This is a genomic window from Micrococcus sp. CH7, from assembly GCF_001595485.1.
In the GTDB taxonomy this organism is placed as follows: domain Bacteria; phylum Actinomycetota; class Actinomycetes; order Actinomycetales; family Micrococcaceae; genus Micrococcus; species Micrococcus luteus.
The window spans coordinates 53,250-74,433 of record NZ_LOSQ01000041.1; the positions used below are offsets into that span (position 1 = coordinate 53,250).

Annotated in this window: 21 protein-coding genes and 1 tRNA gene; 10 read left to right on the plus strand and 12 right to left on the minus strand. The window is 72.6% G+C overall.

The features are described from left to right. Positions 1 to 41: 41 nt before the first annotated feature. The 5 genes from AUV08_RS09585 to AUV08_RS09605 all read right to left on the minus strand — a co-directional run bounded on the left by AUV08_RS09585 (position 42) and on the right by AUV08_RS09605 (position 4,247). A complete protein-coding gene (locus AUV08_RS09585) occupies positions 42 to 974 on the minus strand; it encodes a DUF4031 domain-containing protein (RefSeq protein WP_061867186.1) in 933 nt (310 codons plus the stop codon). Between the two features lie 67 nt (positions 975 to 1,041). Beyond that, a complete protein-coding gene (locus AUV08_RS09590; protein ID WP_010079419.1) occupies positions 1,042 to 1,332 on the minus strand; it encodes a WXG100 family type VII secretion target in 291 nt (96 codons plus the stop codon). Positions 1,333 to 1,387: 55 nt separating this feature from the next. Continuing rightward, entirely contained in the window at positions 1,388 to 3,193 is a 1,806-nt protein-coding gene (locus AUV08_RS09595) for a HAMP domain-containing sensor histidine kinase (RefSeq protein ID WP_061867185.1), read from the minus strand. Between the two features lies 1 nt (position 3,194). Further along, complete coding sequence (locus AUV08_RS09600; RefSeq protein WP_041103075.1) at positions 3,195 to 3,905, minus strand: response regulator transcription factor; 711 nt, start codon at positions 3,903 to 3,905, stop codon at positions 3,195 to 3,197. A gap of 78 nt (positions 3,906 to 3,983) precedes the next feature. Beyond that, positions 3,984 to 4,247 (minus strand): hypothetical protein, encoded by a 264-nt coding sequence (locus AUV08_RS09605; protein ID WP_061873222.1) that lies wholly within the window; start codon positions 4,245 to 4,247, stop codon positions 3,984 to 3,986. A gap of 211 nt (positions 4,248 to 4,458) precedes the next feature. Between AUV08_RS09605 and AUV08_RS09615 the strand changes: the two genes are divergently transcribed. Together AUV08_RS09615 and AUV08_RS09620 are read left to right on the plus strand one after the other, a co-directional pair. Beyond that, positions 4,459 to 4,842, plus strand: coding sequence for a cold-shock protein (locus tag AUV08_RS09615; protein WP_020628350.1), 384 nt, complete (start codon positions 4,459 to 4,461; stop codon positions 4,840 to 4,842). 3 nt (positions 4,843 to 4,845) lie between these two features. Then, positions 4,846 to 5,331 (plus strand): DUF3027 domain-containing protein, encoded by a 486-nt coding sequence (locus AUV08_RS09620; RefSeq protein ID WP_041103071.1) that lies wholly within the window; start codon positions 4,846 to 4,848, stop codon positions 5,329 to 5,331. Between the two features lie 91 nt (positions 5,332 to 5,422). Here the strand turns inward: AUV08_RS09620 and serC are convergent, their stop codons facing one another. After that, positions 5,423 to 6,550 carry a phosphoserine transaminase gene (gene serC, locus AUV08_RS09625; protein ID WP_044659024.1) on the minus strand — a complete coding sequence of 376 codons (1,128 nt, stop codon included), beginning with the start codon at positions 6,548 to 6,550 and terminating at the stop codon, positions 5,423 to 5,425. A 128-nt stretch (positions 6,551 to 6,678) separates the two neighbouring features. On the opposite strand from serC, the gene AUV08_RS09630 reads away from it, so the two are divergent. The 3 genes from AUV08_RS09630 (at position 6,679) to AUV08_RS09640 (ending at position 10,000) form a co-directional block, all read left to right on the plus strand. Beyond that, positions 6,679 to 7,401, plus strand: coding sequence for a metal-dependent transcriptional regulator (locus tag AUV08_RS09630; protein ID WP_020628347.1), 723 nt, complete (start codon positions 6,679 to 6,681; stop codon positions 7,399 to 7,401). Positions 7,402 to 7,560: 159 nt separating this feature from the next. Next, positions 7,561 to 8,055 (plus strand): HNH endonuclease, encoded by a 495-nt coding sequence (locus AUV08_RS09635; protein WP_036382503.1) that lies wholly within the window; start codon positions 7,561 to 7,563, stop codon positions 8,053 to 8,055. 76 nt (positions 8,056 to 8,131) lie between these two features. Next, positions 8,132 to 10,000, plus strand: coding sequence for an ABC transporter ATP-binding protein (locus AUV08_RS09640; protein WP_061867722.1), 1,869 nt, complete (start codon positions 8,132 to 8,134; stop codon positions 9,998 to 10,000). Positions 10,001 to 10,026: 26 nt separating this feature from the next. On the opposite strand, the gene AUV08_RS09645 is transcribed toward AUV08_RS09640, so the two are convergent. Then, positions 10,027 to 10,100, minus strand: a tRNA-Arg gene (locus AUV08_RS09645). A 43-nt stretch (positions 10,101 to 10,143) separates the two neighbouring features. Beyond that, on the minus strand, positions 10,144 to 10,794 hold the full coding sequence (locus tag AUV08_RS09650) for a hypothetical protein (protein WP_036382508.1): 651 nt from the start codon (positions 10,792 to 10,794) through the stop codon (positions 10,144 to 10,146). Between the two features lie 222 nt (positions 10,795 to 11,016). On the opposite strand from AUV08_RS09650, the gene pcrA reads away from it, so the two are divergent. The 3 genes from pcrA to sucD all read left to right on the plus strand — a co-directional run bounded on the left by pcrA (position 11,017) and on the right by sucD (position 15,880). Beyond that, positions 11,017 to 13,578, plus strand: a complete 2,562-nt coding sequence (gene pcrA, locus AUV08_RS09655; RefSeq protein WP_061873223.1) for a DNA helicase PcrA — start codon at positions 11,017 to 11,019, stop codon at positions 13,576 to 13,578. 184 nt (positions 13,579 to 13,762) lie between these two features. Next, positions 13,763 to 14,932, plus strand: coding sequence for an ADP-forming succinate--CoA ligase subunit beta (gene sucC / locus AUV08_RS09660; protein ID WP_041103060.1), 1,170 nt, complete (start codon positions 13,763 to 13,765; stop codon positions 14,930 to 14,932). A 27-nt stretch (positions 14,933 to 14,959) separates the two neighbouring features. Continuing rightward, positions 14,960 to 15,880 (plus strand): succinate--CoA ligase subunit alpha, encoded by a 921-nt coding sequence (sucD, locus tag AUV08_RS09665; protein ID WP_061867723.1) that lies wholly within the window; start codon positions 14,960 to 14,962, stop codon positions 15,878 to 15,880. A 118-nt stretch (positions 15,881 to 15,998) separates the two neighbouring features. On the opposite strand, the gene AUV08_RS09670 is transcribed toward sucD, so the two are convergent. Genes AUV08_RS09670 through AUV08_RS09680 form a run of 3 tightly spaced genes read right to left on the minus strand, consistent with a single transcriptional unit; the run spans position 15,999 to position 18,002 of the window. Next, positions 15,999 to 16,607 (minus strand): response regulator transcription factor, encoded by a 609-nt coding sequence (locus tag AUV08_RS09670; protein ID WP_230956215.1) that lies wholly within the window; start codon positions 16,605 to 16,607, stop codon positions 15,999 to 16,001. After that, on the minus strand, positions 16,604 to 17,713 hold the full coding sequence (locus AUV08_RS09675; protein ID WP_060973827.1) for a sensor histidine kinase: 1,110 nt from the start codon (positions 17,711 to 17,713) through the stop codon (positions 16,604 to 16,606). The genes AUV08_RS09670 and AUV08_RS09675 overlap by 4 nt, the downstream gene beginning before the upstream one ends. Positions 17,714 to 17,753: 40 nt before the next feature. Next, positions 17,754 to 18,002, minus strand: coding sequence for a hypothetical protein (locus tag AUV08_RS09680; RefSeq protein WP_060973828.1), 249 nt, complete (start codon positions 18,000 to 18,002; stop codon positions 17,754 to 17,756). Between the two features lie 211 nt (positions 18,003 to 18,213). Between AUV08_RS09680 and AUV08_RS09685 the strand changes: the two genes are divergently transcribed. Beyond that, a complete protein-coding gene (locus AUV08_RS09685) occupies positions 18,214 to 19,134 on the plus strand; it encodes an ABC transporter ATP-binding protein (protein WP_060973829.1) in 921 nt (306 codons plus the stop codon). Between the two features lie 46 nt (positions 19,135 to 19,180). After that, a complete protein-coding gene (locus AUV08_RS09690; RefSeq protein ID WP_060973830.1) occupies positions 19,181 to 19,888 on the plus strand; it encodes an ABC transporter permease in 708 nt (235 codons plus the stop codon). Between the two features lie 179 nt (positions 19,889 to 20,067). Here AUV08_RS09690 and AUV08_RS09695 read toward each other — a convergent pair. Next, the coding region (locus AUV08_RS09695) for a VIT1/CCC1 transporter family protein (RefSeq protein WP_061873224.1) at positions 20,068 to 21,184 on the minus strand (1,117 nt) is incomplete at its 5' end.

Consider the following 21,184-nt stretch of genomic DNA (forward strand, 5'->3'; position numbering starts at 1 on the left):
CGGGCCTCGCCGCGTCCCGGGTCAGCACCGGGGCAGTGCGCTCAGGCCGACAGCGCGGCCCGTTCCGCCGCCAGGTTCCGGCGGGCGGCGGCCTCCCAGCGCGTTCGGCCGGGCGCGGTCCGATACAGCCGCTCGGCGTCCAGCAGGGCGTCCAGCACCGCGCCGCGACCGCGGGTCCAGTCCGCGTCGGACACGTGCGCGTAGTCCTGCCGCACCGCGGCCACGTAGCGGGCGTAGGCCTCGGGGGAGCGGCCGAGGACCTCGAGGTCCGCGTCCGAGAGCACCGCCCCGGCCGCGTCGTGCGGGGCGGGGTCGTGGGCGGCGGTGAGCAGCACGAGGCGCGCCACCTCGTCGACGAGGTCGGCCGGCACGGCCAGCCGCGGGTCGGTGAGCACGTTCCGGGCCAGGGCGGCCGAGTCCGCCTCGTCCTGGCCGGCGGGCGCGGCGGGGTCCCCGACGTAGACGGCGTCGTGGAACCACGCGGCCAGGCGGACCGCACGCGGATCCGGCCCGGTCTCCGCCCCCGCCCGCTCGAGCAGGTCCACGGACTCGAGCACCGCGAGCAGGTGGGCCGGGTCGTGGTAGTGCCGATGCGGCTCCGCCCAGCGGGCCAGCAGGTCGCGTCCCGCCGTCGTCACCGCGTCCGGGCTCGCCGCCGTGCCCTCGAACAGCCGCGCCCAGCGCCGGGCGAGGACGACGTCGCGCTTCTCGGCGCGGCTCCGGGCGGGCACGCGCAGCCCCGAGGCGGCGAGGCGGCGCACCAGCTCCCGTCCGGTGACGGGCACCGCCCCGCGGGCCACGAGCTCGGCGCGTCGGTGCGCGGGCACGTCGTAGTGGTCCCGGTCGAAGGCCCGCTCCGAGAGCCCCGCCGCCCGCGCGAACGCGTGGAGCTCCTCGAGGGAGGCGTCGGAGACGAGGTGGGAGAACACGGTGCCGTGGGCGGGCCACGCGGGCGGGTCGATCAGGACGGTCATGCCCCCACTCTAGGAAGCACGGACCGGGGCGCGGCCGGCCGGCCGCACCCCGGACCGTTCCGGGCGCTCAGAACCGGAACATCGCGGCGTTGGCGGTCTCCGCGTCCTGGTACTGGGTGGCGGCGGCGTCCATCGCGCGGCGGATGCCCGCCAGGGACTCCTCCACGCGCTGCTGGGTGGCGCGCCACTCGGTGAGCACACCCTGGAAGTTCGCGGCCGCCTGGCCGCGCCAGGTGTCCTGCAGCTGGCGCAGGTTGGCCTCCATGGTGCTCACCTCCGCCTGGAGGCGGCCGATGGAGCCCTCCACCGCCCCGCTCTTGGCCCGCAGGTCCTCGACGTCGATCTGCACGATGCTCATGTGACTGTCCCCTCTGATGAGTGCTGATGGGCGGCGGGTGCCGCCGGGCACCACGCTAGGGACGCGCGTCGCGCCCGGCCGCCGGGTCGTCCCCGCCTGGGGACGGGACGCTGGCCTCGGGCGCCTGTGCAGGAGCAGAAGCCCGACGGCGGCGCTCGGCCGAGGCACGACGGAACCGCTCCGCCGCCCGCAGCAGGCGGCTGCTCCGGGCGGCGTCCGCGGCGCTGGCGCCGGCTCCTGACGGCGCGGTCAGGGCGAGGGGGCCGCTGGGCGGACCGGCCGCGTCGTCGTCGGTGTCCTGCGCGGACGGGCGCTCGTCCTCGACGTCCTCGTCCGCCTCGTCCTCGAACGGCGCCCACGGCAGGTGGACGGAGAAGGTGGCGCCGCCGCCCTCGGTCTCCAGCAGCCGGACGGAGCCGCCGTGCTGGGCCACGATCGCCGCGACGATGGCCAGGCCGAGCCCCGTGCCGCCCGTCTCGCGGTGCCGGGAGGTGTCCGCGCGGTAGAACCGCTCGAAGATGCGGGCGCGGTCCTCCTCGGACACGCCCGGCCCGTGGTCACGGATCTCGATCACGGAGCTGCGGCCCGCGCCGTCCGCCCCGGCCCGGCCGCCGAGGTGGTCGACCGTGCCGACCGCGATCTCGATGGGGGTGCCGGCGGGGGTGTAGCGCAGGGCGTTGGCCATGAGGTTCACCACCACCTGGCGCATCCGGTTCTCGTCGCCGAGGATGGGCGCCGGGGCCGCCCGGTCGTCGTCGGGGCCCACGAGGGTGACCTTGCGGTCCGGGGCGTTCACGGACGCGTCCATCATGGAGTCCATCGCGAGGATGAGCAGGTCCACCGGGGCGTGCTCGAGGGGGCGCTGCTCGTCGAGGCGGGCCAGGGTGAGCAGGTCCTCCACGAGGCGGGTCATGCGGGTGGCCTCGGACTCGATGCGCTGCATGGCGGCGGCGACGTCCTCCTCCTCGCGCAGCCCGCCGTGCCGGTACAGCTCGGAGAACCCGCGGATGGTGACCAGGGGGGTGCGCAGCTCGTGGGAGGCGTCCTGCACGAATCGGCGCATCTTGTCCTCGGAGATCTCCTTGTCCCGGAACGCGGACTCGATGTGCGCGAGCATGGCATTGAGGGAGCGGGAGAGCCGGCCCACCTCGGTGTCGGGCGCCGCGCTCTCCACGCGCTGGCTCAGGTCGCCGGCGGCGATCTTGGCGGCGGTGCGCTCCACGCGGTTCAGGGTGCGGAACGCGCGCTGGACCGCCAGGTTGGCCACGATCACGGTGCCCGCCGTCGCGAGCAGGCCGATGGTCACGACGATCGAGGTGACGCGCTCGACGGAGGAGGTCACGCTCTGCAGGGGAAGGGCCACGGCCATGGTGCCGTCGCCGCTGCTGAGCCCGTACAGCTGCACGCGCCAGCCGCTCGAGTCCGGCTGTGTGCCGGGCACCTCGAAGGAGGCGGAGCCGCGCTCCAGGGCCTCGGCCGGGGTGATGTCCGGCAGGGCCGGCTCGTCCGCACCCGGCATCACCGGGGTCTGGACGACCCGCGCGCCCTCGTTGTCCCACACGACGCCGTAGAAGCGCAGGATGGGCAGCTGCGGCATGTAGTACTCGCCGGTCTGGGCGACGTTGGCCAGGTACATCGAGACGGTGTCCCGGTTGGCGGCCATGTCCTCGTCCAGCTGGCGCACCGCCTCCTGGCGGAACAGCACCGCGGTCGCCACGGCGGTCACGGCGACCAGGGCCAGCATGAGCGCCGCGATCATCACGACCAGCTTGGTGCGCAGGGACTGCCCCTGCCACGCGCCCCTCAGCCAGGCGCGCGGATGGCGGACGCGGGCCGCCGCGGCGTCGAGCCGCGCACGCACGTCAGCGCTTGTCCGCGGTGCGGAGCATGTAGCCGACGCCGCGCTTGGTGTGGATCATCTTCTCGCGGCCGCCGACGTCGATCTTGCGGCGCAGGTAGGAGATGTAGGACTCGACGATCGAGGCGTCCCCGTTGAAGTCGTACTCCCACACGTGGTCCAGGATCTGGGCCTTCGAGAGCACCCGGTTCGGGTTCATCATGAGGTAGCGCAGCAGCTTGAACTCGGTGGGGGAGAGCTCCACGACCTCGCCGCCGCGGCGGACCTCGTGCGCGTCGTCGTCGAGCTCGAGATCGTCCACGCGCAGCACCGCCGCGTCGTCGTCGTCGAGGGAGGCGGTGCGGCGCAGCACGGCGCGGATGCGGGCGACCACCTCGTCGAGGGAGAACGGCTTGGTCACGTAGTCGTCACCGCCGACCGTCAGGCCGGTGATCTTGTCCTCGGTGCCGTCCCGCGCGGTGAGGAACACGACGGGGAAGTGACGGCCGGCGGAGCGCAGGCGGCGGGTCACGGTGAAGCCGTCCATGTCCGGGAGCATCACGTCCAGCACGGCCAGGTCCGGCTGGAACTCCTCGGCGGCGTCCAGGGCCTCCCGGCCGTTGGCCGCGGCCGTGACCTCGAAGCCGGCGTAGCGCAGGGACGTGGAGAGCAGCTCGCGGATGTTGGGCTCGTCGTCCACCACCAGGAGGCGTGCTTCGGGGTTCTGAGGCTGCATGGAGCCCAGTCAACCGCCCCGACCTGGGAACACCCTGAAAGGGTGCTGGATGTCACGGGGCGTCGTTGGCCCGACGGCTCAGGGGCGCGAGCGCCGGACGGCGCCCAGCACCACGTGCAGCAGCATCAGGCCGAAGCCGACGGGCAGGCCGAACAGCGCGAGCGCGAACAGCGCCGGGGACGCCGGCCACGCCAGGAAGTACGCGACCAGCAGGGCCACCAGGGCCAGAGCGGACACCGCCGTCACGGCCACGCCCAGCACCAGGACGACGCCACGACCGCCCCGGTGATCGGCGGGGTCGGCGGCGGGCGCGGAGGCGGGGAGGGTGGAGGGCCGAGGCATGCCCGCCACTCTAGTCGGGCTATCCTGGGAGGTCATTGACGACCACGTCCTCCGCCGTCCCCTCCGGGCGCACGGCCAGGCTGGTCCCACCGATGCCGCGGCGCACCGCCACGCCGGTGCCGGACCCCGCCGACCCGAGACGAGAGCACGGCCGCCCCTGCGGCGCCGGCCCGACGCGGTGGACCCACATGACGAGGAGCAGGTGACGCACATGCCCACCGGGCGCATCAAGTTCTACGACTCGACCAAGGGCTTCGGGTTCGCCCAGACGGACGAGGGCGAGGAGGTCCACGTGCCCGCCTCGGCCCTGCCGGCCGGGGTGACCGAGCTGCGCGGAGGCACCCGCGTGGAGTTCGGCGTGGCCGAGGGCCGCCGCGGCAAGCAGGCGCTCTCGCTGCGCGTGCTCGACGCCGCACCCTCGGTGGTCCGCAACCACCGACCCGGCGCCACCGAGATGGCCGTCCTCATGGAGGACCTCATCACGTGGCTGGACCAGACCTCCAACGGCCTGCGCCGCGGCCGCTACCCCCAGCGCGCCCAGGCGCAGAAGATGGCGCAGGTGCTGCGCCGTGTCGCCGACGATCTGGAGGCCTGAGCCATGACCACCCACGACGACGCCCCGCGCGTCGACCACCGGAGCCCCGACGCCGAGCCCGCGCCCGCGGAGGAGAGGGCGGCCGTGCCGCCCGCGCGTCGCCGGGCCCCGCGCCGCGACGAGCTGCTCGCCGCCGCCGTGGACGCCGCCCGCGCGGGGCTGGCCGGGCTGGCCGCCCCGGACGAGGTGGGGGAGCACGTGGACGTGCTCGTGGACGACGACCGGCTCCTGACGCACCGCTTCGCGTGCCGCATGCCCGGCTACGCGGGCTGGCTCTGGTACGTGACGATCGCCCGGGCCCCACGCGCCAAGCAGGTCACCGTGTGCGAGACCGGCCTCATGGCGGGGGAGGGTGCGCTCGTGGCGCCCCCGTGGGTGCCGTACGCCGAGCGCGTGAACGAGGAGGAGCGCGAGCGGCTCAAGGCCGTGGCCGAGGGCCGTGTGCCCGGCGCCCCGGCGCCTGAGACCGCGCCGGACGACCGCGGCTGAGACGGCGCGCCCCGGCTGACCCGCCGGGGCGGACACGCAACGGGCCCGCGGTGGAGTCCCCCGCGGGCCCGTGTCCCCGTCCGGGGACGGCTCAGGCCAGGCGCTCGACCACGTGGTCGATGCAGCGCAGCAGTGCCGCGACGTCCTCGGGCTCGATCGCGGCGAAGGTCGCGATCCGCAGCTGGTTCCGGCCGAGCTTGCGATAGGGCTCCACGTCCACCACGCCGTTCGCGCGCAGGGCCTGGGCGACCGCCGCCGCGTCGACGTCGTCGGAGAAGTCGACGGTGCAGACCACGGCGGAGCGGTCCTCGGACCGGGCCACAAAGGGCGTGGCGAAGGACGACGCCTCGGCCCACGCGTACACGCGCGAGGAGGAGTCGGCGGTGCGGGCGGTCATCGCGTCCAGCCCGCCCTGACCGTTCATCCAGCGCAGCTGCGCGTCCAGCATGACGAGCGTGGCCAGCGCGGGCGTGTTGTAGGTCTGGTCCTTGAGGGAGTTCTCCACGGCCGTGGCCAGGTCCAGGAACGCCGGGATCCAGCGGCCGGACTCCTTGATCTCCGCGACCCGCGCCAGGGCCCGCGGGGAGAACAGCGCGAGCCACAGACCGCCGTCGGACGCGAAGTTCTTCTGCGGCGCGAAGTAGTACACGTCCGCCTCGGACACGTCCACCGGCAGGCCGCCCGCGGCCGAGGTGGCGTCGACGACGACCAGCGCGTCCTCGTCGATGCCCGCGGGGCGGACGACGGGCGCCATCACGCCGGTGGAGGTCTCGTTGTGCGGCCACGCGTACACGTCGACCCCGGCCACGGCCTCCGGCTCGGGGCGGGTGCCCGGCTCGGAGGTGCGGATGTCCGACGGCGCCAGGAACGGCGCCTGGTCGGTGGCCTTGGCGAACTTCGAGCCGAACTCGCCGAAGCTCAGATGCTGGGCGCGCTCGCGGACCAGGCTGAAGGCGGCCGCGTCCCAGAACGCGGTGGAGCCGCCGACGCCGAGGATCACCTCGTAGCCCTCCGGCGCCGAGAACAGCTCGGCGACGCCTGACCGGACGCTCGCCACCAGGTCCTTGACCGGCTTCTGACGGTGCGACGTGCCGAGCAGCCCGGCTGCGTCCTGGAGCGCGCTCAGCTGCTCGGGGCGGACCTTGGAGGGGCCGGCGCCGAAGCGGCCGTCGGCCGGCAGCAGGTCCTGGGGGATGGTGATCTCGGCGGGGGAGGTCATGCGTGCTCCTGACGCTTCGGGGTCGCGGGTCGCGCCCATTCTCCCGCGCCCGGGACCACCGGCCGTCCACGTGACTCACGCCTCGCTAGGATGTCCGGGACGAAGAGCCCGAGGGAAGAGGACGTGCCATGACGGATCTGATCGACACCACCGAGATGTACCTGCGCACGATCCTCGAGCTCGAGGAGGAGGGCATCCCCCCGCTGCGCGCCCGCATCGTCGAGCGTCTGGAGCACTCCGGCCCCACCGTCTCCCAGACCGTGGCCCGCATGGAGCGGGACGGGCTGGTGCACGTGGGCGCGGACCGTCGGCTGGAGCTGACCGTGGCGGGCCGCGAGCGGGCCGTGTCCGTGCTGCGCAAGCACCGCCTGGCCGAGCGCCTGCTCGCGGACGTGATCGGCCTCGAGTGGGAGCTCGTCCACGAGGAGGCCTGCCGCTGGGAGCACGTGATGAGCGACCAGGTGGAGCGCCGCCTGCTCACGCTCCTGGAGAACCCCACCGAGACCCCCTACGGCACCCCGATCCCGCCCCGGCCCGAGCAGGCCTCCGCCGAGGACTGGAGCCGCGACATGGGCCTGGCGGGCGCCCGGCTCTCCGAGGAGGCCGCCACCGCCGGCCGGTTCCGCGTCCGCGGGCTGGCCGAGGGCGTGCAGACCGACCCCGAGCTGCTGGCCCAGCTGGCCGGCGCCGGCGTGACCCCCGGCCGCGTGGTGCGTGCCGAGGCCGCCCGCGACGCCGGGTACATCCGGGTCGAGGGCGAGGCGGAGGACGGCGCGGCCGCGGACGGCGGGGCCCTCGAGCTGGCCGAGGCCACGGCCGCGCACGTGTGGGTCGAGCGTCTCGACGGCTGAGGCGCGGCGCGCCGTCGTCGTGCGTGACGGGGGCGTGATGGCCCGGTGACGGGCCGGTGAACCTCTTCCGCCGCCGCAGGCGACACGTGGCGCGCCGATGCACCCGCGTCTAGCGTGGAGACACGACGCCCCTGTGTCCCCACGCTTCCGAGGCCCCCGATGCGCACACTCGTCCTCAACGCCGGCTACGAACCCCTCTCGGTCGTCTCCGACCGCCGGGCGCTGCTGCTCGTGGCCACCGGCAAGGCGAGCGTGCTCGAGGACGCCGGTGACCCGATGCGCAGCCCCACCCGCGCGTGGGGCCGACCCCTCGTGATCCTGCTGCACCAGTACATCCGGGTGCCCCACACGGATGCGGCCCCGGTCTCCCGCAAGGGCGTGCTGCGCCGGGACGGACACCGCTGCGCCTACTGCGGCGCCCACGCCACCACCGTGGACCACGTGCGGCCGCGCTCGCGGGGCGGCGAGAACACGTGGGAGAACCTGGTGGCCTGCTGCCTGCGCTGCAACGGGGCGAAGGCGGACCGCTCGCTCGAGGCCCTGGGCTGGCGGCTGCGGGTGGAGCCGGTGCGCCCGCGCGGGGCCCAGTGGCGGATCCGCGAGCTGGAGCGGCCCGCCGAAGCGTGGCGGGACTACCTGCGCCTGGCCGCCTGACGCCGGAAGCGGAATCGCGCCCGCCCGTGCCCGCCGGTTCCTAGACTCTCGAACGGTCGAGAGAGCGGAGGGGCCCATGAGCATGGAGTCGGCGGCACGGATGTCCATGATGCGGATGACCCGCGGGCAGTCCGACGCCCAGCAGAGCCTCGCCCGCGGCACGGTGCGCCGGACCATCGCGTTCGCGGGCCGGTACCGCACCCGACTGATCGTGTTCGTCGCGGCGTCCATCGTGGGCGCGGTGCTCGGCGTGGCCTCGCCCGTGCTGGCCGGCGACGTCGTCAACGCGATCACCGGCGGCGCGGACCGCGGGCTCGTGGTGCGGCTGGCCCTGCTGATCGCCCTCGTGGCCGTGCTCGACGCGGCGCTGTCCGTGTTCACCAAGTGGCTCTCCTCCGGGCTGGGGGAACGCGTCATCTACGACCTGCGCACCGCCGTGTTCGACCACGTACAGCGCATGCCGGTGGCGTTCTTCCAGCGCACCCGCACCGGCGCGCTCGTCTCACGCCTGAACAACGACGTGATCGGGGCGCAGTCGGCGATATCGCGGACTCTCTCCGGCGTCGTCGCGAACGTGGTGTCCGTGGCGCTGACCCTGGGCGTGATGGTGGCCACCAGCTGGCAGGTCACCGTCCTGTCCCTCGTGATGCTGCCGCTGTTCCTGGTGCCGGCCCGGGCGGTCGGCTCGAAGCTGGCGGGCCTGTCCCGCGAACGGGCCGGGCACAACGCGGCCATGGGCGACCAGATGACCGAGCGGTTCTCCGCTCCCGGCGCCACGCTCATCAAGCTCTTCGGCCGCCCCGCCGCCGAGTCCGCCGAGTTCGCCCGCCGTGCCGACCGCGTGCGCGCCACCGGCGTGGACATCTCCGTGCGCCAGGCGGTCTTCACCACGCTGCTCACCCTGGTCTCCGCGCTCGCGCTCGCGGCCGTGTACGGCGTGGGCGGGCTCCAGGCGATCGCGGGCACCCTTGACGCCGGCGACGTCGTCACCCTCGCCCTCCTGCTGACCCGCCTCTACGCGCCCCTGACCGCGCTGGCGAACGCCCGCGTGGAGATCATGAGCGCGCTCGTGAGCTTCGAGCGCGTGTTCGAGGTCCTGGACCTGGAGCCGCTCATCACGGAGCCCGCGCGGCCCGCGGCCCTGCCGGAGGGGCCCCTGTCCGTGCGGCTGCGGGACGTACGCTTCGCCTACCCCACCGCGGAGCAGGTGTCCCTGGCCTCCCTCGAGGAGGTCGCGGAGCTGGACTCACGCGGCGGCGAGGAGGTGCTGCACGGGATCGACGTGACCGTCCCCGCCGGGGCCACCGTGGCCCTCGTGGGCTCCTCGGGTGCGGGCAAGTCCACCATCGCCTCGCTCGTCACCCGCCTGCACGACGTCACCTCCGGCGCCGTCGAGATCGGCGGCGTGGACGTGCGGGACCTCGCGTTCGCGGACCTGCAGCGGGCCGTGGGCATGGTGACCCAGGACGGCCACCTCTTCCACGAGACGGTGCGCGCCAACCTGACGCTGGCCCGCCCCGACGCGACGGACGAGCATCTGTGGGACGCCGTCGAGCGGGCCCGCCTGCGCCCCGTCATCGAGGCGCTGCCGGACGGGCTGGACACCGTGGTCGGCGAGCGCGGCTACCGCCTCTCCGGCGGTGAGCGGCAGCGCATGACGATCGCGCGGCTGCTGCTGGCGGCCCCGCGCGTCGTGGTGCTGGACGAGGCGACGGCGGCGCTGGACTCCACCAACGAGCGGGCCATCCAGGAAGCGCTGGGGGAGGCGCTGGCCGGGCGGACCGCGATCGTGATCGCGCACCGGCTCTCCACCGTGCGCAGCGCGGACGAGATCTTCGTGGTCGAGGCCGGGCGGATCGTGGAGCGCGGCACGCACGCAGAGCTGCTCGCGGCGGGCGGGCGGTATGCGGAGCTCTACACCACGCAGTTCGCCGACGCGGAATGAGGCGGCGGCCGGACCGGCCACCCGGGTGCCCCAGGCCGGAATCGAACCGACGGCCTACCCTTTAGGAGAGGGTCGCTCTATCCAACTGAGCTACTGGGGCGCGGACCGTGCGTCGGTCCGGTGAGCGAGTCTAGCCGAGCCCCTCAGGCCTCCCGCGCGGCGGGACCACGACGACGGCGCCGCCCGGCCCACAGCATCACGGCCACCGCCAGCGCGAGCAGCGCGAGCAGGACCCAGCGGGTCAGCGTCAGGGCGGCCGCCAGGCCGGCGCCCGGGCCGCCGGCGGCGATGGCCTGCTCGATCGCGATGTTCTCGCAGATGTCCACGACCGCGAACAGCACGCCCAGCCCGAAGACCACCCACTTGGCCCCGGCGGGACGCAGGCGCCACGCGCCGACCGCGGTGACCGTCAGCGCCACGGCGATCGGGAAGATCACGCCGGCCGTCTTGTGCACCCAGTTCAGCTGGCCGCGGGCGTCCTCGTCCATGACCGCGGAGAGCGCACGGATGTGGTCCTGCCCGTAGAACAGCAGGGAGTCCGGCATCGCCAGTCCGCCGCTGAGCTGGGTCATCTGCTGCAGCACCAGCAGGTGGAGGTACGCGCCCACGAGCAGGGTGGTCACGATCAGCGCGCTCACCGGGATCGCCGGGCTGCCCTCGCGCTCAGCGGCCGCGGCGAGGTCCTCACGGACGTTGACGTCCCGCAGCGTGGGACGGGAGCGCGGGGACTCGGCGACCGGGCGCGCGGCGGGCCGCGACGGGCGCGGACGGGACTTGCGGGACTTCTGGGACACGGGGCACCTCCGCGGTCCATCCTCCCAGACCGACCGAGCCGGCCCGGCCCCGCGCCGTCCAGCCCGTCCAACCCACTTTCGAACGTGAAATCGGGGTCATGGGGACTTTCGAACGCGAGATAGGCCCCACATCACGTTCGAGAGTGCGGGTGGGGTGGGGGCGGGGGCGACGACGGCGGCGCCCGCTGTCGCGTCCGGGGCCGCGCCTAGACTGGGTCCGCCATGGCTGACCTCTTCTCCGCGCTCGGACGCACGCCCCTGAACCTCGACCGCACCCGCCGCCCGGCGGACCCGGAGACCGCCCTGCCCGGGCTCGTGCCCCCGGCCGTCACGCGCGCGGCCGCGGACCCCGAGGCCTGGGGCGAGGACGTCCGGCCGGCCGCGCCGACGCACACTCCCGAGTCGCTCGTGGCGGGGCTCAACCCGCAGCAGGCAGCCGCGGTGACCCACACGGGGGCGCCGCTGCTGATCGTGGCGGGCGCCGGCTCGGGCAAGACCCGGGTGCTGACCCACCGCATCGCGTGGCTGCTCGCCACCGGACGGGCGCGGCCGCACGAGATCCTCGCCATCACCTTCACGAACAAGGCCGCCGCGGAGATGCGCGAGCGCGTGGCCGGTCTGATCGGTCCCACTGCCCAGCGGATGTGGATCTCCACGTTCCACTCCTCCGCCGTGCGGCTGCTGCGCAACGAGGCCGCCAACATCGGGCTGAAGTCCACGTTCACCATCTACGACTCGGCGGACAGCCTGCGCCTGGTCACCACCGTCGCCAAGCAGCACGAGCTGGACCCGAAGCGCTTCGCGCCCAAGGCCCTGCTGAACCGCATCAGCTCCCTGAAGAACGAGCTCGTGGAGGCGGACGACTACGCCGCCACCGTGGCCGAGGGGGACCCGTGGGGCCGCGCCGTCGCCGCCGTCTACCGGGACTACACGGCCCGCCTGCGCCAGGCCAACGCCCTGGACTTCGACGACCTGATCGGCATGACGGTCCACATGTTCGAGGCGTTCCCGCGCGTGCTGGACAACTACCGCCGCCGGTTCCGCCACGTCCTCGTGGACGAGTACCAGGACACCAACCACGCCCAGTACCGGCTGATCCGGCTCCTCGCCGGCCCGGCGGGCGACCCCGAGGGTGTGGAGACCCCCGGCGGCGAGCTGACCGTCGTCGGCGACTCGGACCAGTCCATCTACGCGTTCCGCGGCGCGGACATCCGCAACATCGTCGAGTTCGAGCAGGACTTCACGGACGCCGTCACCATCAAGCTCGAGCAGAACTACCGCTCCACGCAGACCATCCTGGACGCCGCCAACGCGGTGATCGAGCGCAACCCGGACCGCCGTCCCAAGCGCCTGTGGACGGCCGAGGGGGAGGGCCCCGCGATCGTCGGCTACGCCGCGGAGAACGAGTCCGCCGAGGCGGAGTGGATCGCCACCACCATCGACCGGCTGCAGGACGAGGACGGGATCCGCCCGGCCGACGTCGCCGTGTTCTACCGGACCAACGCGCAGTCCCGTGCGCTCGAGGAGCGGCTGGTGACGCGCGGCATCCCGTACCGGGTCATCGGCGGCACGCGCTTCTACGACCGCAAGGAGATCAAGGACGCGCTCGCCTACCTGCGGGTGATCGTCAACCCCGACGACGACGTCAACGTGCGCCGCATCCTCAACGAGCCCAAGCGGGGCATCGGGGACCGGGCCGAGGGCGCCATCGCCGCGTGGGCCGAGCGCAACCGCTCCACGTTCTCCGCGGCCCTGCGCGACGCCGAGAACGCCCCCGGCATGGCCGCGCGCTCGCTCAAGGCCGTCCGCGGCTTCGTGCAGATGATGGACGACCTCGGCCAGGTCGCCGAGTCCGCCGGCCCGGCCACCGTCCTGGAGGCCGTCCTCGAGCAGTCCGGGATGCTGGCCGCCCTCCGCGAGTCCGAGGACCTGCAGGACGAGTCCCGCGCGGACAACCTCGGCGAGCTCGTCGCCGTCGTCCGCTCCTTCGAGACGACGCACCCGGACGGCACCCTGTCCGACTTCCTCGAGCAGGTGGCGCTCGTGGCGGACGCGGACCAGCTGCCCACGGCCCCGGACGTGGAGGGCGAGGCGCTCGCCGAGCAGCAGGGCCAGGTCACGCTCATGACGCTGCACACCGCCAAGGGCCTCGAGTTCCCCGTGGTGTTCCTGACGGGCATGGAGCACGGGGTGTTCCCGCACGCCCGCTCGATGACGGACGAGAAGGAGCTCGCGGAGGAGCGCCGTCTGGCCTACGTGGGCCTGACGCGCGCCCGCCGTCGCCTGTTCCTGACGCGCGCCGAGGCACGCTCGCTGTGGGGCCAGCACCAGTTCAACCCGCCCAGCCAGTTCCTCGGGGAGATCCCGGAGGCGCTCATCGACTGGGAGCGGGAGGGCACCACGCGCTCGGCCGGGTCGTTGAGCCTGACCGGCGCCGGCACCTCGCGCTACGCGGGGCGGTTCGGCGGCGGGCGACCGGCCTGGCGGTCCCGGGACGACGACGGCGCGCGGCCCCAGCGCCTCACCCGCGGGGACGAGCCGGCGGACCTCACGGTGCCCTCCGGTGTGGTGCGCGGGAAGGCGCCGAGCCGGGTGCAGCCGCAGAAGGAGATCGTGGCGCTCAGCCCGGGCGACCGCGTCTCCCACGCGACCTTCGGCGAGGGGCGTGTGGACGCCGTCGCGGGCGCGGGGGACAAGACCGTCGCGACCGTCACCTTCGACGCCACCGGGGCGCAGAAGCGGCTGCTGCTGCGCTACGCCCCGCTGACGAAGGTCGAGGGCTGACGGGACCGGCCCGCCGACTCCCCGGTCTCTCCGGGGTGTGGACTAGAGTGAGCCGTGGAACGCCGCCGTCCGCCGCCCTGCTGTGCCCCCGTGCCCGGCCCGGCCACGGAGGGGGCGTCGACGTCGGCCGCGCCCGCGGGCGAGGCCGGCAGACCCTGTCTTCGACCAAGAAGGACACACCACCGTGGACCTGTATGAGTACCAGGCGCGCGATCTGTTCGAGGCGCACGGCGTCCCCGTGCTGGCCGGCATCGTTGCGCAGACCCCGGACGAGGCCAAGGCGGCCGCGGAGAAGATCGGCGGCGTCACCGTCGTCAAGGCGCAGGTGAAGGTCGGCGGCCGCGGCAAGGCCGGCGGCGTGAAGGTCGCCAAGACGGCCGACGAGGCCTACGAGCACGCCAAGGCCATCCTGGGGATGGACATCAAGGGCCACACCGTGCACCGGGTCATGATCGCCCAGGGCGCCGACATCGCCGAGGAGTACTACTTCTCCGTGCTGCTGGACCGCGCCAACCGCACCTACCTGGCCATGTGCTCGGTCGAGGGCGGCATGGAGATCGAGCAGCTGGCCGAGGAGCGCCCCGAGGCCCTCGCCAAGGTGCCCGTCTCCGCGCTGACCGGCATCGACGCCGAGACCGCCCAGAAGATCGTCGCCGAGGCGGGCTTCCCCGAGGAGCTGCGCGCCGACGTCGCCGAGGTCATCCAGAAGCTCTGGGAGGTCTTCGAGAAGGAGGACGCCACCCTCGTCGAGGTGAACCCGCTGGTGAAGACCGGCGACGGCACGATCCTCGCCCTGGACGGCAAGGTCTCCCTCGACGACAACGCGGCGTTCCGCCACGAGGGCCACGCCGCCCTCGTCGACGAGCGCACCGAGGACCCGCTGGAGGCCAAGGCCAAGGCCAACGGCCTCAACTACGTGAAGCTGGACGGCCAGGTCGGCGTGATCGGCAACGGCGCCGGCCTCGTGATGTCCACCCTCGACGTCGTCGCGTACGCCGGCGAGAAGCACGGCGGCGTGAAGCCGGCCAACTTCCTGGACATCGGCGGCGGCGCCAACGCCGAGGTCATGGCCAACGGCCTCGACGTCATCCTGGGCGACGAGCAGGTCAAGTCCGTGTTCGTGAACGTCTTCGGCGGCATCACCGCGTGCGACGCCGTCGCGAACGGCATCGTCAAGGCCCTCGAGATCCTGGGTGACACCGCCACCAAGCCGCTGGTCGTGCGCCTGGACGGCAATGCCGTGGAGGAGGGCCGCCGCATCCTGCAGGAGGCGAACCACCCGCTCGTCACCCTGGCCGCCACCATGGACGAGGGCGCCGACAAGGCCGCCGAGCTCGCCCACTCCGCGAACTGACCGTTCGGAAAGACTGAGGAAACAGCTATGTCGATCTACCTGAACAAGGACTCCAAGGTCATCGTCCAGGGCATCACCGGCGGCGAGGGCACCAAGCACACCCGCCTCATGCTCAAGGCCGGCACGAACATCGTGGGCGGCGTGAACGCCCGCAAGGCCGGCACCACCGTGTCCCACGAGGACAAGGACGGCAACGCCGTCGAGCTGCCCGTCTTCGGCACCGTCAAGGAGGCCATGGAGAAGACCGGCGCGGACGTGTCCGTGGCCTTCGTGCCGCCGGCCTTCGCCAAGGACGCCGCGATCGAGGCCATCGAGGCCGAGATCCCGCTGCTCGTGGTCATCACGGAGGGCATCCCGGTGCAGGACTCCGCCGAGTTCTTCGCCCTGTCGCAGTCGAAGACCGGCGAGGACGGGAAGCCGAAGACCCGCATCATCGGCCCGAACTGCCCCGGCATCATCACCCCGGGCGAGGCCCTGGCCGGCATCACCCCGGCCACCATCACCGGCTCCGGCCCCATCGGCCTCGTGTCCAAGTCCGGCACGCTGACCTACCAGATGATGTACGAGCTGCGTGACTTCGGCTTCTCCACCGCCATCGGCATCGGCGGCGACCCGGTCATAGGCACTACCCACATCGACGCCCTCGAGGCGTTCGAGGCCGACCCGGACACCCAGGCCATCGTGATGATCGGTGAGATCGGCGGCGACGCCGAGGAGCGTGCGGCCGAGTTCATCAAGGCCAACGTCACCAAGCCGGTCGTCGGCTACGTGGCCGGCTTCACCGCCCCGGAGGGCAAGACCATGGGCCACGCCGGCGCCATCGTCTCCGGCTCCGCCGGCACCGCGCAGGCCAAGAAGGAGGCCCTCGAGGCCGCGGGCGTGAAGGTCGGCAAGACCCCGTCCGAGACCGCCCAGCTCATGCGGGAGATCCTGCAGGCCCAGGCCTGATCCCGACCCTCGGCCGCCGGGCCTGACGGCACGGCGACCACAGCGAACGGCCCCTCACCCGCCAGGGTGAGGGGCCGTCGTCGTGGTGAGGTCCTGTGAGATGACGGGAGACGCGGAGTCAGAGCCACTCGTGGCGGCGGGCGAACCGCGCCGCGTCATGGCGCGTGGACGTCTGGGTCTTCTGCATGGCGCTGGAGAGGTAGTTGCGGACCGTGCCCTCCGCGAGGTGCAGCTGCTGCGCGATCCTGGCCACGGAGTACCCCTCGCCCGTGGCACGCAGGGCGTCGAGCTCCCGGTCGGTGAGGGGACAGTCGTCCGAGATCGCCCGGGCCGTGGTGTCCGGATCGATCCATCGTTGCCCGCTGTTCACCCTGCGGATCACATCGGCGATTTCCCCCGGCTCCGCAGACTTGGTGACGAACCCGGTGACGCCAGCCTTCAGCGCCCGTCGGAGCACCCCGGGACGGGCGTGGCGGGTGAGCATCACCACCGGGAGGTCGGGGTGGGTCTCGCGGAGCGTCGCGACGGCTGCGACGCCGTCCAGACCGGGCATCTCCATGTCCGTCACCAGCATGTCGGGATCGATGCGGCGCACTGCCTCGACCGCCTCATGGCCGTCGGCGGCCACCTCCTCGACGCGGATGCCGCCCTCTATCTCCAGCAGAGTGGCCAGTGCTGTGCGCAGGAGCTTCTCGTCGTCCGCCAGGACGATCCTGATGTCATTCACACCGACTCCTCCTCGTCCGCTTCCCATCGTGCCCCGAGGGTGAACCGTCCGTCGACACAGGAGACGTCCAGGCGGCCTCCGACCCCCGCGAGGCGGGACCGGAGGTTGTCCAGCCCTCCCGTGTGGTCCTCGGCGGAGACACCGGCCGCACCGTCATTGGAGATCACCACGTGCCCGGGGGCAAGGCTGATCTCGACCCTGCGGGCGTCGGAGTGACGCAGGATGTTGGTGGTCCCCTCCCTGATCACGACGCCGGCCACATGCTCGAACTCTTCGCCTCGCGGGCCGCCGTCGTCGTCGGTGGTGACGGTGATGCCTGTGGCCTCGAGCAGCGCGACGGAGTTCGCGAGCTCACCGCGCAGGGTCAAGGTGTGCCCGTCCTGTGCCAGCGCCTTGGTCTCGGCCATGGTCTGGCGCAGGGTCTGCTGAGCCTCATCGAGTTCCCGCTGGGCCGCGTCGGTGTCCGTGGAAAGCATCCGCTGGGCGACGGCGATCTTGAGCTTCACCACGTGCAGCGCATGGCCTTGGATGTCATGGAGGTCCTGGGAGAAGCGCAGCCGCTCGGCATCGAGAGAGGCTGCCCGCTCCTGCTCCGCACGCTGGTCCTGCAGGCGCATGAGGTCGAAGGAGATTCGGGAAACGGGGATGGTCACGCACGCGACGCCCGTCAGCAGGGCGCCCATGCCGACATAGACCCACAAGGCCTGGGGATCGGTGACGAACACGAGAGCGCCGGCCGCCGACCCGACAGTGAGCACCAGCAGGGTCACGACGGCCCTGGCGTGTCGGCTCCACATGACCTCGAGCGCACCGGCGAGGGCGAAGGCCAGGGCGCCCAGGGGAGTCAGATCCCAGAGGGCGCTGAGCGCCCAGGTGAGAGTGCCCAGGGCGAGCACTGCCCAACGCGTCGGAGCAGCCACCTCCCGGTGCCACTGGGACAGCAGCCAGAGGCCGGCGATGAGGCCGGGTGCCAGGACGAGAGGGGGCCACGGCTCCACAGCGGACGTCAGGAGGGCGACGATGGCGGCAACACCGAAGACTGCGAGCAGGACGAAGCTCGTCCTACTGCGCAGCCTTCGCGTCTCCGACGTGTGCTCGGAGGTCATGGGCACTCCATGTTCAGTCAGCGCGTGGATCGGGTGCCCCTCAGGAGGTCACCTGCGTCTCTCGCTCGACGGCCTTGTGGCTGGCCGAGAACCCCACAGCGGTCGCGACGACGGCGACCACCATGCCGACGATCAGCCAGGTGGCGTCGGCGGTGTCCCGTGCGGGGACCCAGGAGGTGATCTCAGAGGGCAGGATCTCGGGGATGGGCAGGTAGTGCAGCGTCAACATGACGCCGAACGCGGTGGCACAGAGAAACAGGATGAATGCGATGGTCCGGATGGTCTTCATGGGAGCCTCCCGTGTCCAGGTCGATGGTTGGTTCTCTTCGGCGGTCCCGATCCGCCGCGGGTGCCGCGGGATCGGAACGACATCCACCTTTCCGTCACCGGCCCGCCCCGCACCAGTGACGCAGCGTCATGCTTGCGCACCAACTCTGTCATGCCGCGCAGTGACGTGACCTCACTGTCGGGGGCGGATTCCGGTTGGTTGTGTGGGGGACATGCAGAACACGACGCTTCTCCCCGCCCCCACCGCCGTCGACTCTCGCACGGAGACGATCGTCGAGATCCACGACCTCAGGGTCGACTACGGGGACTTCACTGCCGTCGACGGGATCGATCTCGAGATCCGACGTGGGGAGTTCTTCGGCCTGCTCGGCACCAACGGTGCCGGGAAGACCACCACCATCGAGGTCATGGAGGGTCACCGGGCCCCGACCGCCGGCTCCGTGCGGGTCCTCGGGCAGGACCCGAGCGACCGCACCCTGCGTCGTCGGGTGGGGATCATGCTCCAGGAGAGCGGGTTCGCCCCGGACCTGACCGTACGCGAGACCCTCGCGCTGATCGGTCGTCTGACGCGGCGGGACGACGACGTCGACCGTGTCCTGGACCTCGTGGACCTCCGCCGGCGTCGGGACACCCGGACCGGGCAGCTCTCTGGCGGCGAGAAGCGCCGCCTCGACTTCGCCACGGCGATCTTCGGCTCACCGGAGCTGATCTTCCTTGACGAGCCCACCACGGGGTTGGACATCGAGGCACGCGACGCACTCTGGCACGTCGTGGACCGGCTGCGTGACGAGGGCGCGACGATCCTGCTCACCACGCACTACCTCGAGGAGGCCCAGGAGCGGGCCGACCGCATCGCGCTCATGCACAGCGGCCGCATCCATCGGCAGGGGACAGTCGCCGAGCTCACCTCGGCCTTCCCCTCGACCATCAGCTTCCGGCTGAGTGGTGAGCCCACCGTCCCGTTCGAGGACGCGACGATCGCACCCGGCGGCGCGGTCACCATCCCCACCACGAACCTCCAGGAGGACCTGTACCGCCTCCTGGTGTGGTCCCGCTCCCGCGATGTGGAGCTCGAGGGCCTGAACGTCGGAGCCGAGGGGCTCGAATCCCTCTTCCGCGCCCTTAACGCCTGATCACACGTCCTCACGACCGACTCGACCACCACAAGAGGAGCCCGCAATGTTCGCCATCGCCCGCAGCGAGATGACACAGCTCGTCCGCAACCGCCTCGTCGCAGCCTCGTCGTTGTTCATCCCCCTCGCCTTCAGCGCGGTCCTGATCTTCAACCGCGAGAACTTCGGGGGCACCCCGGTGACGGCCGCTCTGATCCTGGTCACCGTGACCGCCATGGGCACCTACATCACGGCGACGACCACCCTGGCCTCCCGCCGCCAGAACCTGTTCCTCAAGCGGCTGCGCTCCACGTCGGCGAAGGACGCCTCCATCTTGAGCGGTCTCGTGCTGCCGATTGCGCTGGTGAACCTGGTGCAGGCCGGGGTCATCGTCGCGATCCTGTCGGTCGTCGGCACCCCTCCGGTGGGGGTCGTGGCCGTCGTGGCCGCCGTCGTCGTCCTGGAGTTGATGTTCGTGGGCGCGGCCATCGCGACGGCGGGTCTCACCAACTCCCCGGACCACGCGCAGGTGACCACGCTGCCCCTGTTCGTCGTCGCCCTCGGCGCCTCCATGTGGGTCGGTCTGACCGGCACGGAGGAGCTTGCCGGAGTCAAACGCCTGCTCCCCGGCGGTGCGGTGACCGAGCTGATCATCGAGGGATGGAGCGGCATGGCCCTCCACGAGGCCGTCAGCCTGCTGCTGCCGAGCCTCGCCTTCGTCGTGGCGGCGTTCGCCATGGCAAAGAGCACCTTCCGGTGGGAACCGCGTACCTGAGGCCCGCATGGTCACCACCTTCCGCTCCTCATGACACAGAGCAGAGCGACACTGCGACAGCGGGCCGGCCCACCGCTGTCGGTGCACTCATCGGGGCTCTGGAGGAACTGAGCCGCCGAGAGGACGGAGAGGACCGGACCCTCTTCTCGTGGCCGGGGCGCCAGACCGCCCTCCCCGCGTCAGCCCACGTTCGCGCCGAAGAGCAGGCCGAGCACGTACGTCACGGCAGCGGCGCCGAAGCCGATCGCGAGCTGGCGCAGGCCCCGAGCCAGCGGTGAGGAGCCGGACAGCAGCCCGACCACACCGCCGGTGAAGAGCAGGGCCACGCCCACCATCGCCGCCGCCAGGCCCAGGGCCCACAGCCCGGACATGCCGAAGATGTACGGCAGGATCGGGATGAGTGCGCCGGAGGCGAAGAACGCGAAGCTGGACAGGGAGGCGCTCCACGCCGAGCCGATCTCCGCGAAGGAGTCCGAGTGGTCCACCGGGCCCTGGGAGCCGTCGGGACGGGCGGAGAACTGCGGGTTGCAGTCGCACGTGAGATAGCCGAGGCGCTCGAGCGCGCGGTGCTCGGCGTCCTCGGGCGTCATGCCGCGGGCCAGGTAGACGAGCTTGAGCTCGTTGTGGTCCAGGTCCAGGTGCTGGGCCGCCTCGAGGGTGATCTGGGTGGGGGAGGAGGCCTCGAGCAGCTCCCGCTGGGACCGCACCGAGACGTACTCGCCGGCCGCCATGGACAGCGCGCCCGCCAGCAGGCCGGCCACGCCGGTGAACAGCACCACGGACGGCGCCACGCCCGTCGCGCCGATGCCCATCACGAGCGCCAGGTTGGAGACCAGCCCGTCGTTCATGCCGAAGACGGCGGCGCGGAAGTTGCCGGCCAGCTGCTCGCGACCCCGGGCGGCGAGGCCGCGCACGACCTCCTCGTGGATGGCCTCATCCGCCACCATGCCCTCGGGGGCGTCCTGGTCCTCCGCGTAGGGAGTGTCCGACTCGGCGCGCTGGGCCAGGGCCAGCACGAACACGGAGCCGAAGATCCGCGCGAGCCAGCGCAGCAGGATGCGGTGCAGGGAGGGGCGCGGCGGGTTCTCGGCGTGCTCGCCCAGGAGGGCCCGCCAGTGCTGTTCGTGGCGGCGCTCGGCCTCGGCGAGGCCGAGCAGGATGTCGCGCTCCACGCCGTCCTTGCGAGCGGCGATGTCGCGGTAGATCTGGCCCTCGGCGATCTCATCCGCGAGGTAGCGGCGCCAGCGTCGGACCTGTTCGCGGGTCGGCTCGGGACGTGCCGCAGGAGTGGCGGTG

Coding starts and splice junctions, on each gene's coding strand:
- AUV08_RS09585 (WP_061867186.1), bottom strand. CDS start 974: ATGACCGTCCTGATCGACCCGCCCGCGTGGCCCGCCCACGGCACCGTG.
- AUV08_RS09590 (WP_010079419.1), bottom strand. CDS start 1,332: ATGAGCATCGTGCAGATCGACGTCGAGGACCTGCGGGCCAAGAGCGGG.
- AUV08_RS09600 (WP_041103075.1), bottom strand. CDS start 3,905: ATGCAGCCTCAGAACCCCGAAGCACGCCTCCTGGTGGTGGACGACGAG.
- AUV08_RS09605 (WP_061873222.1), bottom strand. CDS start 4,247: ATGCCTCGGCCCTCCACCCTCCCCGCCTCCGCGCCCGCCGCCGACCCC.
- AUV08_RS09615 (WP_020628350.1), top strand. CDS start 4,459: ATGCCCACCGGGCGCATCAAGTTCTACGACTCGACCAAGGGCTTCGGG.
- AUV08_RS09620 (WP_041103071.1), top strand. CDS start 4,846: ATGACCACCCACGACGACGCCCCGCGCGTCGACCACCGGAGCCCCGAC.
- serC (WP_044659024.1), bottom strand. CDS start 6,550: ATGACCTCCCCCGCCGAGATCACCATCCCCCAGGACCTGCTGCCGGCC.
- AUV08_RS09630 (WP_020628347.1), top strand. CDS start 6,679: ATGACGGATCTGATCGACACCACCGAGATGTACCTGCGCACGATCCTC.
- AUV08_RS09635 (WP_036382503.1), top strand. CDS start 7,561: ATGCGCACACTCGTCCTCAACGCCGGCTACGAACCCCTCTCGGTCGTC.
- AUV08_RS09640 (WP_061867722.1), top strand. CDS start 8,132: ATGAGCATGGAGTCGGCGGCACGGATGTCCATGATGCGGATGACCCGC.
- pcrA (WP_061873223.1), top strand. CDS start 11,017: ATGGCTGACCTCTTCTCCGCGCTCGGACGCACGCCCCTGAACCTCGAC.
- sucD (WP_061867723.1), top strand. CDS start 14,960: ATGTCGATCTACCTGAACAAGGACTCCAAGGTCATCGTCCAGGGCATC.
- AUV08_RS09675 (WP_060973827.1), bottom strand. CDS start 17,713: ATGACCTCCGAGCACACGTCGGAGACGCGAAGGCTGCGCAGTAGGACG.
- AUV08_RS09680 (WP_060973828.1), bottom strand. CDS start 18,002: ATGAAGACCATCCGGACCATCGCATTCATCCTGTTTCTCTGTGCCACC.
- AUV08_RS09685 (WP_060973829.1), top strand. CDS start 18,214: ATGCAGAACACGACGCTTCTCCCCGCCCCCACCGCCGTCGACTCTCGC.
- AUV08_RS09690 (WP_060973830.1), top strand. CDS start 19,181: ATGTTCGCCATCGCCCGCAGCGAGATGACACAGCTCGTCCGCAACCGC.